16 protein-coding genes are annotated in these 15117 nt (G+C 66.9%); 9 read left to right on the top strand and 7 right to left on the bottom strand.

Going from position 1 to position 15117, the window contains the following annotated elements:
- The coding region (selD, locus tag CVM52_RS17805; protein WP_100163804.1) for a selenide, water dikinase SelD at positions 1–913 on the top strand (913 nt) is incomplete at its 5' end.
- 61 nt (positions 914–974) lie between these two features.
- On the opposite strand, the gene mnmH is transcribed toward selD, so the two are convergent.
- Complete coding sequence (mnmH, locus tag CVM52_RS17800; RefSeq protein ID WP_100163803.1) at positions 975–2039, bottom strand: tRNA 2-selenouridine(34) synthase MnmH; 1065 nt, start codon at positions 2037–2039, stop codon at positions 975–977.
- A 140-nt stretch (positions 2040–2179) separates the two neighbouring features.
- On the opposite strand from mnmH, the gene CVM52_RS17795 reads away from it, so the two are divergent.
- The 4 genes from CVM52_RS17795 (at position 2180) to CVM52_RS26975 (ending at position 5050) form a co-directional block, all read left to right on the top strand.
- Entirely contained in the window at positions 2180–2764 is a 585-nt protein-coding gene (locus tag CVM52_RS17795; RefSeq protein ID WP_100163802.1) for a TetR/AcrR family transcriptional regulator, read from the top strand.
- 92 nt (positions 2765–2856) lie between these two features.
- Positions 2857–4353 (top strand): AMP-binding protein, encoded by a 1497-nt coding sequence (locus tag CVM52_RS17790; RefSeq protein ID WP_100163801.1) that lies wholly within the window; start codon positions 2857–2859, stop codon positions 4351–4353.
- Positions 4338–4694, top strand: a complete 357-nt coding sequence (locus CVM52_RS26980) for a MaoC family dehydratase (protein WP_172721032.1) — start codon at positions 4338–4340, stop codon at positions 4692–4694. Before CVM52_RS17790 ends, CVM52_RS26980 begins: the two co-directional genes overlap by 16 nt.
- Positions 4694–5050 carry a hotdog family protein gene (locus CVM52_RS26975; protein ID WP_172721031.1) on the top strand — a complete coding sequence of 119 codons (357 nt, stop codon included), beginning with the start codon at positions 4694–4696 and terminating at the stop codon, positions 5048–5050. The genes CVM52_RS26980 and CVM52_RS26975 overlap by 1 nt, the downstream gene beginning before the upstream one ends.
- Before the next feature lie 71 nt (positions 5051–5121).
- Here CVM52_RS26975 and CVM52_RS17780 read toward each other — a convergent pair whose 3' ends face one another.
- The 6 genes from CVM52_RS17780 to CVM52_RS17755 form a co-directional block, all read right to left on the bottom strand.
- On the bottom strand, positions 5122–5859 hold the full coding sequence (locus tag CVM52_RS17780) for an alpha/beta fold hydrolase (RefSeq protein ID WP_100163800.1): 738 nt from the start codon (positions 5857–5859) through the stop codon (positions 5122–5124).
- Between the two features lie 5 nt (positions 5860–5864).
- Entirely contained in the window at positions 5865–6917 is a 1053-nt protein-coding gene (locus CVM52_RS17775; protein WP_100163799.1) for a branched-chain amino acid ABC transporter permease, read from the bottom strand.
- A 1-nt stretch (position 6918) separates the two neighbouring features.
- Complete coding sequence (locus CVM52_RS17770) at positions 6919–7950, bottom strand: branched-chain amino acid ABC transporter permease (protein WP_100163798.1); 1032 nt, start codon at positions 7948–7950, stop codon at positions 6919–6921.
- Complete coding sequence (locus CVM52_RS17765) at positions 7947–8672, bottom strand: ABC transporter ATP-binding protein (protein ID WP_100163797.1); 726 nt, start codon at positions 8670–8672, stop codon at positions 7947–7949. Before CVM52_RS17765 ends, CVM52_RS17770 begins: the two co-directional genes overlap by 4 nt.
- On the bottom strand, positions 8665–9429 hold the full coding sequence (locus CVM52_RS17760) for an ABC transporter ATP-binding protein (protein WP_100163796.1): 765 nt from the start codon (positions 9427–9429) through the stop codon (positions 8665–8667). The genes CVM52_RS17765 and CVM52_RS17760 overlap by 8 nt, the downstream gene beginning before the upstream one ends.
- A 61-nt stretch (positions 9430–9490) precedes the next feature.
- Positions 9491–10663: a substrate-binding domain-containing protein gene (locus tag CVM52_RS17755; protein ID WP_100163795.1), complete on the bottom strand. Its 1173-nt coding sequence runs from the start codon at positions 10661–10663 to the stop codon at positions 9491–9493.
- A gap of 222 nt (positions 10664–10885) precedes the next feature.
- Between CVM52_RS17755 and CVM52_RS17750 the strand changes: the two genes are divergently transcribed.
- The 4 genes from CVM52_RS17750 to CVM52_RS17735 all read left to right on the top strand — a co-directional run.
- Entirely contained in the window at positions 10886–12379 is a 1494-nt protein-coding gene (locus tag CVM52_RS17750; protein WP_100163794.1) for an ABC transporter substrate-binding protein, read from the top strand.
- Between the two features lie 191 nt (positions 12380–12570).
- Positions 12571–13515 (top strand): ABC transporter permease, encoded by a 945-nt coding sequence (locus CVM52_RS17745; protein ID WP_100163793.1) that lies wholly within the window; start codon positions 12571–12573, stop codon positions 13513–13515.
- The gene (locus CVM52_RS17740) at positions 13512–14330 is read left to right on the top strand and encodes an ABC transporter permease (protein ID WP_100163792.1); all 819 of its coding nucleotides are present in this window, start codon (positions 13512–13514) and stop codon (positions 14328–14330) included. The genes CVM52_RS17745 and CVM52_RS17740 overlap by 4 nt, the downstream gene beginning before the upstream one ends.
- Positions 14331–15117: ABC transporter ATP-binding protein (locus CVM52_RS17735; RefSeq protein WP_100163791.1), on the top strand; the 787-nt coding region annotated here is incomplete at its 3' end.

The following is a 15117-nucleotide window of genomic DNA, read 5'->3' as shown; positions in this document are numbered from 1 at the left end:
CAGCGCGCGCGCCGATATCACCCCGCTGCCGGGCGACGATGCCGCGCTGCTGCGCACCGGGGGCGTCGACCAGGTGATCAGTTCGGACCACCTGCGCGCCTTCTCCGCCGATCCGGTGGTGATGACCCGGATCGCCGCGATGCATGCGCTGGGCGATATCTGGGCGATGGGCGCGGCGCCGCAGGCGGCGACCGCCACGCTGATCCTGCCGCGCCAGTCCGAGGCGTTGCAGGCGCGGATGCTGGCCGAGATCATGCAGAGCGCCCGCGCGGTGATGGACGATGCCGGCGCCGCCATTGTCGGCGGCCATACCTCGCTGGGTGACGAGCTAACCGTGGGCTTTACCGTCACCGGACTCTGCGCCCGCCCGCCGGTGACCCTGGCCGGCGGCCGAGCCGGCGATGTCCTGATTCTGACCAAGCCGCTAGGCAGCGGAGTGCTGCTGGCCGCCGAGATGCAGTTGCAGGCGCAAGGCGCTTGGGTGGCGGCGGGGCTGGCGCAGATGATGATGCCGCAGGGCACCGCCTCGGCGATCCTGTCCGGGGCCCATGCGATGACCGATGTCACCGGCTTCGGCCTGGCCGGACACCTGCTGAACATTTGCGAAGCTTCCGGCACTGGCGCGGCGCTGAACCCCGAGGCGGTGCCGCTGATGGCCGGCGCGCTGGACCTGGCCGCGGCCGGGATACGGTCAACCCTGTTTCCGCAAAACCGGGCGCAGGCGCCCTATTTACCGGAACAGCCGCGCCTCGATCTGCTGTTCGACCCGCAGACAGCGGGCGGCTTGCTGGCCGCCGTCCCCGCCGACGCGGCGGATGCACTTCTAGAGCAGCTGCGCGCGGCCGGCTATCCGGCGGCGCGGATCGGGGTGCTGACGGCGGGGCCGGCGCGGATCGCTTTGGCGAAGGATTGAGTCACCCGATCCCTCACACCAAAAACCGAAAGCAGAAGATCCCCTGCGGGGTGACATCGGCCTAGCCGCGCGTCAGCCCGTCCCGCGCCAAAATCTCGGCAATCCGCTCGGCCGCCTCGGCCAGGTCGGCCTCGGCCAGACCCGCCAGGGACACCCGCGCCGCCGCCACCGCGCCGAAGGCCCGGCGCGACTTGTCATAGGCCGGGTCGTAATGCTGTTCCATCAGCGCCCGCGTCACCCCCAGCTTGTCGCCCGCCGCGATCAGCGCGGTCCAGCCATCCACCACCGCGCCGCCGCGATGCGGGCGCAGGAAGGACAGCTTGAATGCCAGCCGGTCGCCATCGGAGAGGATGTCGTCATAGGCGCGCACCAGGTAGTGCGCGCGCGCGGCCATCGGCGCACAGATCTCGATCCGCGGCGCGTCTTTCATCGCCGCCCACAGGCTGGGCGGCAGGATGCGGTCGCCGATCTTGCTCGATTCCGCCTCGACCAGCACCGGCCGCGCCGGGTCGAACCGGCACAGTGCCCCGGCCAGCCGGCTTTCGAACCCCTTCTGGCTGGGCTGGTCGCCGACATCGCCCAGCAGCGAACCGCGGTGATTGGCGCAGTCTTCGAGATCCAGCACCTGCACCCCCTGTGCCGCCGCCCGCGCCAGGATCTCGGTTTTTGCCGTTCCGGTATAGCCGTCCAGCAGCACCAGGCGATGCGGCAGCGGCGTGTCATACAGCATCGCGTTCACCAGCCGGCGATAGCTGCGATAGCCGCCGGCGATGGTCTGCGCCCGCCAGCCGATTTCGCCCAGCATCCAGCCGAACGCACCCGAGCGTTGCCCGCCGCGCCAGCAATAGACCAGCGGACGCCAGCCGCCCTCGTGATGGCTCAGCCGCTGTTCGATATGATCGGCGGCATTGCGGAACACCAGCGCCGCGCCCAGCTTGCGGGCCAGGAACGGGCTTTGCTGCTTGTAGATGGTGCCGACGCGGGCGCGTTCGTCATTGTCCAGAACCGGCAGGCTGATCGCGCCGGGGATGTGATCCTCGGCATATTCCGCCGGGCTGCGCACATCGATCACGGTGTCGAAACCGTGATTCAGCAGGTCGGGCAACGTGGGAAAGGTCAGGGCCATGCCCCGGTCTAGCGCCCCGCACAGCCGGGGAAAAGCGGCATCCGCATCCGGGGCCTCTTCCGCGCGGGCGAGCTTCGTTTACCTCTCCACCGGGATTCCTTGCAATATGAAAGGTGAATCGCATATCATGTCCTTTACCGATGACAGCGCGACCCAAAACCAAGCGCGGCGCAGCCCGGCGCAAGAAGATCCTGGAAGCGGCCGAAGCCGTGATCGGGCGCACCGGCTTTGCCTCCTCCTCGATCGCCGCCATCACTCAAGAGGCCGACACCGCGCTGGGCACCTTCTATATCTATTTTTCCAGCAAAGAGGCGGTGTTCCGCGAACTGCTGCTGGAAATGGGCCAGCTGACCCGGCGGGCACTGACCGACTCGATCCGCGAAATGCCCAACCGGCTGGAGGCCGAGCGCGAGGGCATCCGCGCCTTCCTGGAATTTGTCGCCGCACGCCCGTCGCTGTACCGAATCGTCGAGGAGGCGCGTTATATCGATCCCGACGCCTACCGCGCCTATTTCTCCACCTTCGCCGCCGCCTATAAACAGCGGCTGGCCGCGGCCACCGCCGCCGGCGAGATTCGCGCCGGCGATCCCGAGATCCGGGCCTGGGCGTTGATGGGCATCGCCAAGACGCTGGGTGAACGCTATGTCCTGTGGGAGGACAACCCGGATATCGACCACGTCGTTGATGAAGCCTTCCGCTTTATCCGCCACGGGCTGGAGCCCTGAGCCGGGCGACGCCACGCGCCATCTTGCGCCCGCGCCCGCATCGGGCCACTTTCCTGCCATGACCACGCGTCGGAACCGGGAGGGAGTGACGGTTGTTTGACACCGTGCCGGACATGGCGGCCAGACGGGCCGAGCTGACACCCCATGCGGCGGCCTTTGCCGATCGCAGCAGCGGCCGCAGCTGGAGCTTTGCCGAGGTCAACGGCGCCGCCGACGCGATGGCGCATGGATTGCAGGCGGCGGGCCTGGCCCCCGGCGACCGGCTGGGCATCCTGTGTCACAACTGCGCAGAGTTCTTCGTTGCACTGTTCGCCTGCCAGAAAACCGGCATCATCCTCTGCCCGCTGAACTGGCGCCAGACCGCCGCCGAACTGGCCGAGACGCTGGACCAAATCGCGCCCAGCGCGCTGCTGCATGACCAGGCGCAGGCCCCGCTGGCGGCGGCACTGGCGGCGCGGCTGGACTGCCCGCTGTTCGACCTCGGGCGCGATCTGGAGCGCTGGACCGGCAACGGCGGCCCGGCCATGGCCGAGGCGATCCCGGCGCAGCGGCCCTGGTATCTGCTGTTCACCTCGGGCACCACCGGCCGGCCCAAGGCGGTGATCCAGACCGCGCGCATGGCCTGGGCCAATATGGTGAATATTGGCAGCGCGGTGTCGCTGACCCGCGCCTCGCGCACGGTGAATTTCCTGCCGCTGTTTCACACTTCGGGCATCAACCTTTACACCTTGCCGGTCTTCCTGCTGGGCGGGCATTCGGTGATCCTGCCGAAATTCGACGCCGCGGCGCTGCTGGCGCTGTTCCGCGACGGCGAGATCGACCAGTTCTTCGGGGTGCCGACGATCTACCGCGAATTCAGCCTCTCGTCCGAGATCGACCGGGTGGACTGGTCCCGCATCCGCTGTGGCTGTGGCGGCGCCGCCCTGCCCGAGCCGCTGATCCGTGCCTTTGCCGAGCGCGGCGCGCGGGTGTTGAACGGCTGCGGCATGACCGAAACCGGCCCCACCGTATTCCTGATGGACGAGGCGATGGCGCAGACCAAGATCGGCTCGGTCGGGCAGGCGCAGATCCTCACCCGCGCGCGGCTGGACGGGGTGCCCGACGGCACCCCCGGCACCGGCGAGATCCAGCTGAACGGCCCCAATATCACCCCCGGCTATTACGGCGATGCCGCCGCCACCGCCGAGCTGTTCACCTCCGATGGCTGGCTGAAATCCGGCGATGTCGGGCGGCGCGATGCGGACGGCTATATGTTCATCGTCGACCGCATCAAGGACATGTATATCAGCGGCGGTGAAAACGTTTATCCGGCCGAGGTGGAACGGGTGCTGCACGGCCATCCCGACATTCTGGAAGCGGCGGTGGTCGGCATCCCCGATTCCCGTTGGGGCGAGACCGGCGCCGCCTTCGTGATCGCGCGGCCGGGGCGCCAGCCCGACCCCGAGGCGCTGCGCCGCTGGTGCCGCGAGGGGCTGGCCGGCTACAAGGTGCCGGCGCAGGTGCATCTGGTGGCCGACCTGCCGCGCACCCCGGCGGGCAAGGTGCGCAAGCCCGCGCTGAAGGCGCTGATGCCATGCCCGTCGAGCTGAGCGCCAGCTGGCTGCCGACCCAGGCCGAGTTCGACCGCTTCGCGCAGCTGTCGGGCGATACCAACCCGATCCATGTCGACCCGGATTATGCCGCGCGGGGCGGCTTTGGCCGCACCGTCAGCCACGGCATGCTGATCTATGCCCGGCTGTGGGCGCTGCTGCACGCTGCCCATCCCGACGCGCGACAGCTTCGCCAGGCGCTGATGTTCCCGCACCCCGCCTTTGCCGGCGAGGCGCTGACGCTGTCGGTGACCGGCGAAGTGCCGGGCAGGCTGGTGCTGAGCGCGCGGCGGCAGGCGGATGGCGCCGAGGTGCTGCGCGGCGAGGCCGAGGTGGCGTGATGCGGCTTGGCCAATCCGCCGACTTGCGGCGCCGCTTTACCGCCGCCGATCTGGCTGAATTTGCCGCGCTCAGCGGTGGTGCCCCCGCATCGCATGTGCCCGAACCGCTGATCGCCGCGCTGTTCTCGCAACTGCTGGGCATGCACCTGCCGGGGCGCGGCACGCATTACCTCAAGCAGGAACTGACCTTCCATGCCCCTGCCCCGGTGAACGCCGAACTGGCGGCGCGGGTCGAAATCACCCGGCTGCGGCCGGACAGCCAGCTGGTCGATCTCTGGGCCAGCTGCAGCGATCCGGCGGGCCGGCTGATCTGCGAAGGGCGCGCGCTGGTCCAGGCGACAGAGTGGAAACCCTAGCGGCGCCGGGGGGCGGCGTTGTTGCACCGGTCCAAGCGACAAGGGCGGCGGGCCGCCAGCGCCCCGGCAGGTCAGGCCGGCAGGCTCCGCGCAAAGGCGGCGATCCGGGCGGCGAAGGCCGCCGGTTCCTCCAGATGCGGTGAATGGCCCGAGGCGTTGAACGGCGCCAGCGTCGCGCGCGGCGCCTCGGCGGCGATCCAGGCCGAGGCCGAGGCGGGATAGACCCGGCTGCGCGCGCCGAAGGCAACCAGATAGGGAATGTCGATCCGGCCAATCACCGGGCGCAGATCCATCGCCGTCATCTCCTCCCAAGCGATCAGCATCTGCGCCGGGTCATTTTCCCGCACCTGCCGCAGCGCCGCGGCGTCCGCCGCCGCGCCGTCTGCGAACATCCCGGCGGCCACGCTTTCTGCGGCGCCCTGCCAGCTGGCGCGGTACTGTTCCGTGGTGCGCGCCACATCCACCGGCATCTGGCCTTTCAACCCGTGCATCCAGCCATCCTGGTTCAGCAGTTTCGGGCTCATATCCACGGTGACCAGACCGGCCAGCGCGCCGGTGCCGCAGCGTTCGATGTACCGCCAGGCCACCGCCGCCCCCATCGACCAGCCGACCAGCAGCACCGGCGGCCGGATCACTTGCGCCAGCATCTCGGCCGCCGCATCCAGCCCCGGCGTCTGCCCGGCCGCCCTGCCATGCCCCGGCAGGTCCGGCGCAAGGCAGCGAAACTCCGGCCCCAGCCGCGCCGCGATTCCGTCGAAAGTGGCACCCCGCATCGCCCAGCCATGCAGGAACAAGACCGGCGGCGGCATCGGGATCAGCCCCGCAGGCGCAACCGCCCGACGATACCGGTCGGGAAGAAATAGACGCTGAGCACGAACAGCACGCCCAGCCACAGCAGCCAGCGGTCGGGATCCAGCAGATGCGGCAGCAGCGGGATGCCCTCGGTGGCGCCGGCCGCCACCCCCATCAGGTTCTGCAGATAGTTCTGCGCCAGCACGAAGATCGTCGCCCCGATCACCGCGCCATACATCGTGCCCATGCCGCCGATCACCACCATCAACAGGATGTCCAGCATGATCTCGAAGCTCAGCGTGGTGTCGGGTCCGACATAGCGCAGCCAGATCGCGAACAGGCTGCCCGCCAGCGCCGCCACCGAAGCCGACAGGCAGGTCGCCGCGGTGCGGTACCAGACCACGCGATAGCCGATCGACTCGGCGCGGAAATCATTCTCGCGGATCGCCTGCAGCACCCGGCCAAAGGGCGAATTCACCACCCTGAGCAGCATCAGGAACAGCGCCAGGGAACCGAAGAAAACCAGGTAGTAGTTCAGGATCTTGCCGTTGATCCGGATGCCGGCCACCTCGCCCAGCCGGAAGGCGGGGGTCAGTTCGCGCGGGATGCTGTAATTCAGCCCGTCCTCGCCGCCGGTCAGACCCGACAGCTGGCTGACCAGCACCGCCACCGCCGAGGCCACCGCCAGGGTGATCATGGCAAAGAAGATCGCCCGCACCCGCAGCGAGAACAGCCCGATCAGCAATGCCAGCAGCGCCGCCGCCACCGCGCCGGCCAGCGTGCCCACCGCCAGCGCGCCCCAGCCGCGCCCCATATGGTCCGAGGCCAGCGCCACGCCATAGGCGCCCAGGCCGAAGAACATAGTATGGGCAAAGCTGACGATGCCGGTATAGCCCAGCAGCAGGTCATAGCTGGCCACCAGCGCGATGAAGATACAGATGCGCGCCGCGGTTTCCAGCGACCGCACGCCGGGGAACAGGAACGGCGCCAGCGCCAGGCAGACCAGAATGGTCAGCAGCACCAGGGTCAGCACCAGAGAACGCGGCCGGTCGCCGGAGAGAAGATTGATCAGCATGTCATTTCGCCTTTACCACCGGCATCATGCCCTGGGGCCGCCACATCAGGATTGCCGTCATCAGCGCGATATTCGACACCAGCGCGAATTTCGGCTCGATAAAGGCGATGTAATTTTGCAGCAGGCCGACCAGCATAGCGCCGATAAACGCCCCCTCGACGGAACCGAGACCGCCGATGATCACCACGATGAAGACCAGGATCATCATCTCTTCGCCCATGCCGGCGGTGATCACCTCCTGGTAGAGGCCCCACATCACCCCGCCGAGGCCGGCCAGCGCCGAGCCGGCGATGAACACGCCGATAAAGACCAGCCGAAGGCGATAGCCCAGCGCCTCGACCATCTCGCCATTCTCGACGCCGGCACGCACGATCAGGCCGATCTTGGTGCGGCGGAACACGATGCGCATGGCGACGAACAGCACCAGGCCGATGATCACCGCCAGCAGCCGGTATTTCTCGATTGCCGCGCCGGCAAAGGTGAAGGCGCCTTTCAGCGTCTCGGGCCGCGTCAGGAAGATCTCGTCGGGCCCCCAGATCACATGGATCAGCTGTTCGATCACGATCAGCCCGCCGACGGTGACCAGGATCTGTTTCAGATGCGCGCCATAGACCGGGCGTACGATCACCCGCTCGAACGCCCAGCCCAGCAGGCCGGTGACGATCATCGCCGCGAAGACGCCCAGCATCACCGCCGCGATGTTCAGTGCCAGCGACGGCACCCCGGTCCAGCTGCCCAGCGCCAGCAGCACCGAGATGCCGACAAAGGCACCGACCGAGATAAAGGCGCCGTGGCCGAAATTGATCACGTCCATCAGGCCGAACACCAGCGTGAGGCCCGAGGCCATGATGAAGATCATCATGCCCATCGCCAGCCCCGACACCGTCAGCGTCAGCCAACTGGAGGTGGAGCCGATGGCGAAAAAACCCAGCACCACCAGCACCGGCACCAGCAGCAGCGGCGCCGAGGCCGACAGCCGGTCGCCCAGGCTGAGATTGGCGAAGGTCGGGCTGTGATCGGGAGCGGCGGTCATCGCTGCGCCTCCAGGCTCAGGCCCATCAGGCGTTCCTGCAGGGCGGCATCGGCAGACAGCTGCGCCATCTCGCCGGTCCAGGTGATGCGGCCATCCTCCATCACCGCGACGGTATCGCCCAGCGCCCGGGCGACGGGAAAATTCTGTTCCACCAGCAGGATCGACGCCCCCTGTTTCTTGAGATCGCGCAGCGCCCCGGCCATGGTCGAGATGATTGCCGGTGCCAGCCCCTTGGTCGGCTCGTCGATCAGGTAAAGCCGGCGCTCCTCCGCCATGGCACGGGCGATGGACAGCATCTGTTTCTGCCCGCCCGACAGGGTGCCGGCGGCCGAGCGCCAGAAGGTCTTGAGCGGCGGAAACACCGTGAACAGCCAGTCGAGCCGCGCCGGATCCAGCGGCCCGGATGCGGCGGCCAGCACCATGTTCTCTTCCACCGTCAGGTCGGAAAAGATGCCCATATCCTCGGGGACAAAGCCGATGCCGGCCCGCGCCCGCGCCGGGGTTGGTATGGCAGTGATCTCCTGCCCGTCGAACAGGATCCGGCCCTGCCGCGCCTGCCAATGGCCGATGATGGTGCGCAGGGTGGTTGTCTTGCCGACGCCGTTGCGGCCCAGCAGCATGGTGACCCCGCCGCGCGGCACCTGCAAGTCGACACCTTGCAGGATGTGATACTGGGCGATGTCGGTATGGACGCCCTCCAGCGCCAGGATCGGCTCAGACATCTTCCAGCTCCCGGCCCATATAGGCCTCTTGTACCACGTCCGAGGCCATCACCTGTACCGGGTCGCCATCGGCGGCCAGCGCGCCATTGTGCAGCACGATGATGCGGTCGGCCAAAGTGCGGATCACGTCCATCTTGTGTTCGACCAGCAGGATGGTGCGGTCGCGTTCCGATTTCAGCTCGGCAATCAGGTCCAGCACCACCGGCGCTTCGTCGGCACTCATCCCGGCGGTGGGTTCGTCGAACATGTAAACCCGCGGGTCCAGCGCGATCAGCATCGCCACTTCCAGCTTGCGCTGGTTGCCATGGCTGAGTTCGGAGACTTTCTTGTCCTTCAGCGTGTCCAGCCGCACCCGTTCCAGCACCGCCATCGCCCCGGTCATCAGGTCGATATGGGTATCGGCCATGCTGAACAGGCTGAAGCCCCGATTGCGATGCGCCTGCACCACCAGCCGCACGTTTTCCTGCACCGTCAGGTCGGGAAACAGGTTGGTCAGCTGAAACGCCCGCCCCAAACCCTTGTGGCAGCGGTCGGCCACCGAGTTGCGGGTGATATCCTCGCCCAGCAGCTTCACCCGCCCACTGGAGGCCGGGATCTGCCCCGAGATCAGGTTGAAATAGGTGGTTTTCCCTGCCCCGTTCGGACCGACAATCGCGGTCAGTTCGCCGGCATGGAAGGTGCTGGTCACGTTGTCGACCGCGACATGGCCGCCAAAACGCACGCTCAGCCCCTCGGTTTCAAGAACGGCCTGGGTCATGACTCTGCCTGTGGGAGATTGAAGGGGGGCGCGCGGGATTGGCCCGCGCGCCCGCAACCGCTCAGTTCCGGATCGGGATGTCCATCTCGTCCATGCCGATCTCGCGCACCAGGACCGGCACACCGTAATCCTTGCCTTCCTGCACCTCGGTGCGGAAGTGGTACATCGACTGCATCGCCTGGTGGTCCTCGGGACGGAACATCATGGTGCCCTTGGGCGTCTCGAATTCCATGCCTTCCATCGCGGTGATCAGCGCCTCGGTGTCATCGGCACCACCGGCCTTCTTGATCGCCTCGACCACGGCGATTCCGGCCGACATGCCCCCGGCGGTGAAGAAATCCGGCGGGCTGTCGAAACGCTTGAAATGTTCCTCGACCAGCCAGTCATTCACCGCGTTCTCCGGGATCTCGTAGTAGTAATAGGTCGCGCCCTCCATGCCCGGCAGTTCCTTATAGGCGGTCAGCGCCGCCAGGATGTTGCCGCCGGTAGCGATCTCGATGCCGAAACGGCTGGGATCCATGGCATTGATCTTGCCCATCGGGTTGCCGCCGCCGGCCCAGATGATGAACAGCTTTTTCTCGCCCTCGAGATCCTTCATCGCGTTGAAGATGCGCTCGGCCGCGGCGGTGAAATCGGTGGTGTCGGTCGGCACGTATTCCTCATGCGCGATGCTTGCCCCGGTGCCTTCCAGCGCCTCCCGGAACGCCGCCACGCCATCGCGGCCAAAGGCATAATCCTGCGCCAGCGTCGCCACCGTCACGCCCTCGCCGCCCAGCGCCACGGCGTTGGAAATCGCGTCCTGGGACGAGTTGCGCCCGGTGCGGAAGATATAGCGGTTCCAGTTCTCGCCGGTGATCGAATCCGCCACCGCCGGTTCGACGATCAGGATGCGTTCATATTCCTCGGCCACGGGCAGCATCGCCAGCGCCACGCCCGAGCTGACCGGCCCGACCGCGATCTGGGCGTCGTCATCGCCATAGGCCTCGGCCAAAAGCGCCTTGCCCAGGTCGGGCTTCAGCTGGGTGTCCTTCTCGATCACGACGATCGGCTCGCCGTCGATCTCCATGGTGCCGCCGGTGGCATATTCCAGGCCCATCATCAGGCCGGTATGCGACTGCGCCGCATAGGCCTCCAGCGCGCCGGTCTTGCCGTAAATATGCGCGATTCGAATCTCGGCCGAAGCGGCCTGTGCCAATAGAATTGCGGCCGCGCTGGCCGCGAATAAAGTCTTCATATCGGATGTCCTCCCTGACTTCCCGGCTACGGGCAATACCATACATGAAACATGAATCGATTTTCATGTCAATTCCCCGGCACTGAATCTGCTTGCCAAACCGGCGATTGAAACAAAAACTTCATATCAAACTGATTAACGCTCGCCCCAAGGCTCGGGCTCACCGAAGCTTCACCTGCGCGCCCGCGCATCCCGATCCATTCACACGTCCAGGAGACCGCCATGACCCACTCTCTCAGATCGCTTGCCCTGCGCGGCACCGCCCTCGCCCTCTGCTTGGCCCTTCCGGCAGGCGCGGCGCTGGCGAAATCGGATATTGTCATCGGTCTGCAACAGGAACCCACCACGCTGGATCCGACGGCGGATGCGACCGCCTCCATCGACGGGATGCTGACCCAGAATGTCTTTGAATCGCTGACCACCGTTGCCGAATCCGGCGAGGTGCTGCCGGCCCTGGCCGAAAGCTGGACGGTCTCCGAAGACGGGCTGACCTATACCTTCCAGCTGGCCCAGGATGTCACCTTCCACGACGGCACCACGTTTGATTCAAGCGACGTGCTGTTCAGCTTCAACCGCGCCATGGCCGAAGACAGCGTGAACCCCTCGAAGGGGTATTTCGCGCCGATCGCCTCGGTCACCGCGCCGGATGCCGCCACCGTGGTGATCACGCTGAAGGAAAAAGACGCGTTTTTCCTGTTCAACATGGCGCAGGGCGATGCCTCGATCATCGCCGAGGAAACCTCTGACACCAACAGCACCAATCCGGTCGGCACCGGCCCGTTCAAGTTCGACAGCTGGACGCGCGGTGACCGGCTGACCCTGGTCAAGAACCCGGATTGGCGCGATGCCGGCGACGTTGCGCTGGAACAGGTCGAGTTCCGCTTTATCGCCGATGCCGCCGCCGCCAGCGCCGCGATGCTGGCCGACGAAATCGACGCCTTTCCCGGCTTTCCCGCGCCCGAACTGCTGCCGCAATTCGAGGCCGATCCGCGCTTTGAGGTGACGGTCGGCAGCACCGAAGGCGAGGTGATTCTGGCGATGAACAACGCCAAGGCACCGTTCGACCAGATCGAGGTACGCCGCGCGGTCAGCCACGCCATCGACCGGGAAGAGATCATCGATGGCGCGATGTATGGCCAGGCCGTGCCGATCGGCAGCTTTTACCCGCCGCATGGCACCGCCTATGTCGACCTGACCGACATCTATGCCCATGACACCGACAAGGCGAAAGAGATGTTCGAAGCCGCCGGCGTCGCCGGCAGCACCATGACGCTGCGGGTGCCGCCCTTCCCCTATGCCACCCGTTCGGCCGAGATCATCCAGGCCGAGCTGGCCGAGGCCGGCATCGATGCCAAGGTGGAAAACGTCGAATGGGGCTTCTGGCTGGACGAGGTCTATAAGAAGAAGAACTACGACATGACCATCATCGCCCATACCAGCCCCAACGACATGGGCAACTTTGCCCGCGGCAAGGATTACTTCTACGGTTACGAAGATCCGGCCTTTACCGCGCTGTGGGACAATATCCGCACCGAGACCGACCCGGCCGAACGCGAAGCGCTGCTGAAGGAAGGTCAGGCCTTCCTGACCGACCAGGCGGTGCACGGCTTTCTGTTCCAATTGCCGCGGCTGAGCGTGATGAAAACCGGCGTCGAAGGTTTCTGGCAGTCCGCGCCGGTTCTGTTCCAGCCACTGGCCGGTGTCAGCGTGAACTGAGCCGCAAGGCCGACGCCGCCCGGGTCCCCATCTCGGGCGCGCGTGCCGACCGGCGGCACAGGCAGTCCGGCGTCCTGCCGGTCTGCCACCCCCCATTTCGCCCATTCCGTTTGCATCTTCCCTCCCCCGGCGGCGGGAGCGACAGGCAGGGGGCGACAGCATGCCCCAAAACCGCGTAACCTGTTCACTGCATGACCTATTTCCTCGCCCGCCGCTTCGGCAGTTTCGTTCTTACCCTCGTGGCCGTATCGATCGTGGTTTTCGCGGTGATGAACGTGCTGCCGGGAGATCCGGCGCTGACCATCCTGGGCCTTGACGCCACCGAAGATGCCCTGGCGGCGCTGCGCGACCAGCTGGGCCTGAACCAGCCGCTGTTGCAGCGTTATGGCGCCTGGGTCACCGGCGCGATGCAGGGCGATTTCGGCGTCAGCCATTCCTTCAAAGTGCCGGTTGCCGACCTGATCGCCGAACGTCTGCCGATGACCCTGTCGCTGGCGGTGGCCGGCATGGGCCTGACCGTCGTGCTGGCGCTGGTATTGGGGGTCGGCGCGGCCGCCAATCATCGCAAGGCCGGCGACTGGGGGGTGATGTTCCTCAGCCAGCTGGGCATCGCCGTGCCGGCCTTCTGGCTGGCGATCCTGCTGGTGCTGCTGTTCGCGGTGAAACTGCGCTGGTTGCCGCCCGGCGGCTTTCCCGGCTGGGACGAACCGGGGCTGGCGATCAAATCGCTGATCCTGCCCACCGTCGCGCTGGCGCTGGTGCAATCGGCGGTTCTGGCCCGGGTCACCAGGTCGTCGATCCTCGAAGTGATGCGACAGGATTACGTGCGCACCGCACGCGCCAGCGGCTTTTCACAGACCCGGGTGTTGTGGCGCCATGTCCTGCCCAATGCTTTGGTGCCGATCGTTACCATCGTCGGCATGCAATTCGCGGCGCTGGTCACCGGCACCATCGTGATCGAGAACGTGTTCTACCTGCCGGGCCTGGGGCGGCTGATCTTCCAGTCGATCGCCAACCGCGACCTGCCCACGGTGCAGGCCCTGGTGATGCTGTTCGCCGCGATCGTGGTGACGACAAATTTCATCGTCGACCTGGCCTATCTGCTGATCGACCCGCGCCTGAAGGCCCGCACATGACCCGTCTGCCCGTGAACATCGTGCTTGGCGGCGTGCTGGCGATGCTGGTGCTGGGACTGGCGGCGCTGTCGCTGGTCTGGACTCCGCATGACTTTGCCGCGCTCAACATCCGCAGCAAGCTGGGGCCGCCCGATGCCACTCATTGGCTGGGCACCGACCAGCTGGGCCGCGACGTGGTCTCGCAGCTGATGGCGGCAGCGCGCAATTCGATGAGCGTGGCGCTGGCGGCGGTGCTGCTGGGCGGCAGCATCGGCATTCTGCTGGGCCTGCTGGCCTCGGCGATGGGCGGCTGGATCGAGGATGCGGTGATGCGGCTGGCCGATCTGGGGTTTGCCTTTCCCGCGCTGCTGTTCGCGATCATGCTGGCGGCGGTGTTCGGGCCGTCGCTGACCAACGCGGTGCTGGCCATCGCCTTTATCAACATTCCGGTCTTTGCCCGCGTCACCCGTGCCTCGGCCAACCAGATCTGGACCCGCGACTATGTCACCGCCGCCCGTGCGGCCGGGATGAACCGCTCTACGATTTCGCGCGATCACATCCTGCCCAATATCGCCGCGCCGGTGATCGTGCAGGCCACCATCGAATTCGCCGTGGCCATCCTGGCCGAGGCGGCGCTGTCCTATCTCGGCCTGGGGGCGCAGCCACCGGCGCCGTCCTGGGGCCGAATGCTGGCCGAAGCGCAAACGCTGATGTACCTGGCGCCACAGCTGGCCATCTATCCCGGCCTGTGCATCGTCACCGCAGTGCTGGGCTTTGGCCTGCTGGGCGACGGGCTGCGCGATATCACCGATCCCCGCCTGGTACGGGAGCGTTAAATGTTCGAACTGGACCGCTATTCCGTCAGTTTCGGCCCTGGCACCGCCCTGCGTGCCGCCTCGTTGACCATTCGCCCCGGTGACCGGCTGGGCGTGGTCGGCGAAAGCGGCAGCGGCAAGACCATGCTGGGGCTCAGCCTGATGGGCATGGTGCCCGACGCCGCCACCCAATCCGGCACGCTGCGGGTCGACGGCAAGGACATGACCGGCGCGCCCGATATCGCCTGGCGGGCGCTGCGGGCACGCCGGGTGGCGATGATCTTCCAGGAACCGATGGCGGCGCTGAACCCGCTGCGCCGGGTGGGGGAAACGGTGGCCGAACCGCTGCGGGTGCATCTGGGCCTGGGCGCGCAGGCGGCGCGCCAGCGGGCGCTGGCGCTGTTCGAAGAGGTTGGCCTGCCGGATGCCGCGGCGCGGCTGCGCCAGTTTCCGCATGAATTGTCCGGCGGCCAGCGCCAGCGGGTGCTGATCGCGCTGGCCCTGGCCTGCGATCCCACCCTGTTGATCGCCGATGAGCCGACCACGGCGCTGGATCCCAATGTCGCGCTGCGGATCATCGATCTGCTGGTGCGGCTGGCAGAGGACCGCGGCATGGCGCTGCTGTTCATCAGCCACAACCTGGCGGCGGTGGCGCGGGCGACGCGCGATATCGCGGTCATGTATGGCGGCGACATCGTCGAGCGCGGGCCGACACAGGCGGTGCTGAACAGCCCCGCGCATCCCTATACCCGCGGGCTGCTCGCCGCGCGACCGGATCCGGCGGCGGCCTCGCGCCGCGCCGATGGCC

Origin of the sequence: Pseudooceanicola lipolyticus, assembly GCF_002786325.1 — a bacterium.
Lineage (GTDB): Bacteria > Pseudomonadota > Alphaproteobacteria > Rhodobacterales > Rhodobacteraceae > Pseudooceanicola_C > Pseudooceanicola_C lipolyticus.
The sequence above is the reverse complement of the archived record's forward strand: the minus strand, read 5'-3'. Positions and strand labels throughout refer to the sequence as shown.

Bases quoted from the DNA above. Each gene is read 5' to 3' on its own strand.
- mnmH (WP_100163803.1), bottom strand. From the start codon at position 2,039: ATGGCCCTGACCTTTCCCACGTTGCCCGACCTGCTGAATCACGGTTTC.
- CVM52_RS17795 (WP_100163802.1), top strand. From the start codon at position 2,180: ATGACAGCGCGACCCAAAACCAAGCGCGGCGCAGCCCGGCGCAAGAAG.
- CVM52_RS26980 (WP_172721032.1), top strand. From the start codon at position 4,338: ATGCCCGTCGAGCTGAGCGCCAGCTGGCTGCCGACCCAGGCCGAGTTC.
- CVM52_RS26975 (WP_172721031.1), top strand. From the start codon at position 4,694: ATGCGGCTTGGCCAATCCGCCGACTTGCGGCGCCGCTTTACCGCCGCC.
- CVM52_RS17780 (WP_100163800.1), bottom strand. From the start codon at position 5,859: ATGCCGCCGCCGGTCTTGTTCCTGCATGGCTGGGCGATGCGGGGTGCC.
- CVM52_RS17775 (WP_100163799.1), bottom strand. From the start codon at position 6,917: ATGCTGATCAATCTTCTCTCCGGCGACCGGCCGCGTTCTCTGGTGCTG.
- CVM52_RS17770 (WP_100163798.1), bottom strand. From the start codon at position 7,950: ATGACCGCCGCTCCCGATCACAGCCCGACCTTCGCCAATCTCAGCCTG.
- CVM52_RS17765 (WP_100163797.1), bottom strand. From the start codon at position 8,672: ATGTCTGAGCCGATCCTGGCGCTGGAGGGCGTCCATACCGACATCGCC.
- CVM52_RS17760 (WP_100163796.1), bottom strand. From the start codon at position 9,429: ATGACCCAGGCCGTTCTTGAAACCGAGGGGCTGAGCGTGCGTTTTGGC.
- CVM52_RS17755 (WP_100163795.1), bottom strand. From the start codon at position 10,663: ATGAAGACTTTATTCGCGGCCAGCGCGGCCGCAATTCTATTGGCACAG.
- CVM52_RS17750 (WP_100163794.1), top strand. From the start codon at position 10,886: ATGACCCACTCTCTCAGATCGCTTGCCCTGCGCGGCACCGCCCTCGCC.
- CVM52_RS17745 (WP_100163793.1), top strand. From the start codon at position 12,571: ATGACCTATTTCCTCGCCCGCCGCTTCGGCAGTTTCGTTCTTACCCTC.
- CVM52_RS17740 (WP_100163792.1), top strand. From the start codon at position 13,512: ATGACCCGTCTGCCCGTGAACATCGTGCTTGGCGGCGTGCTGGCGATG.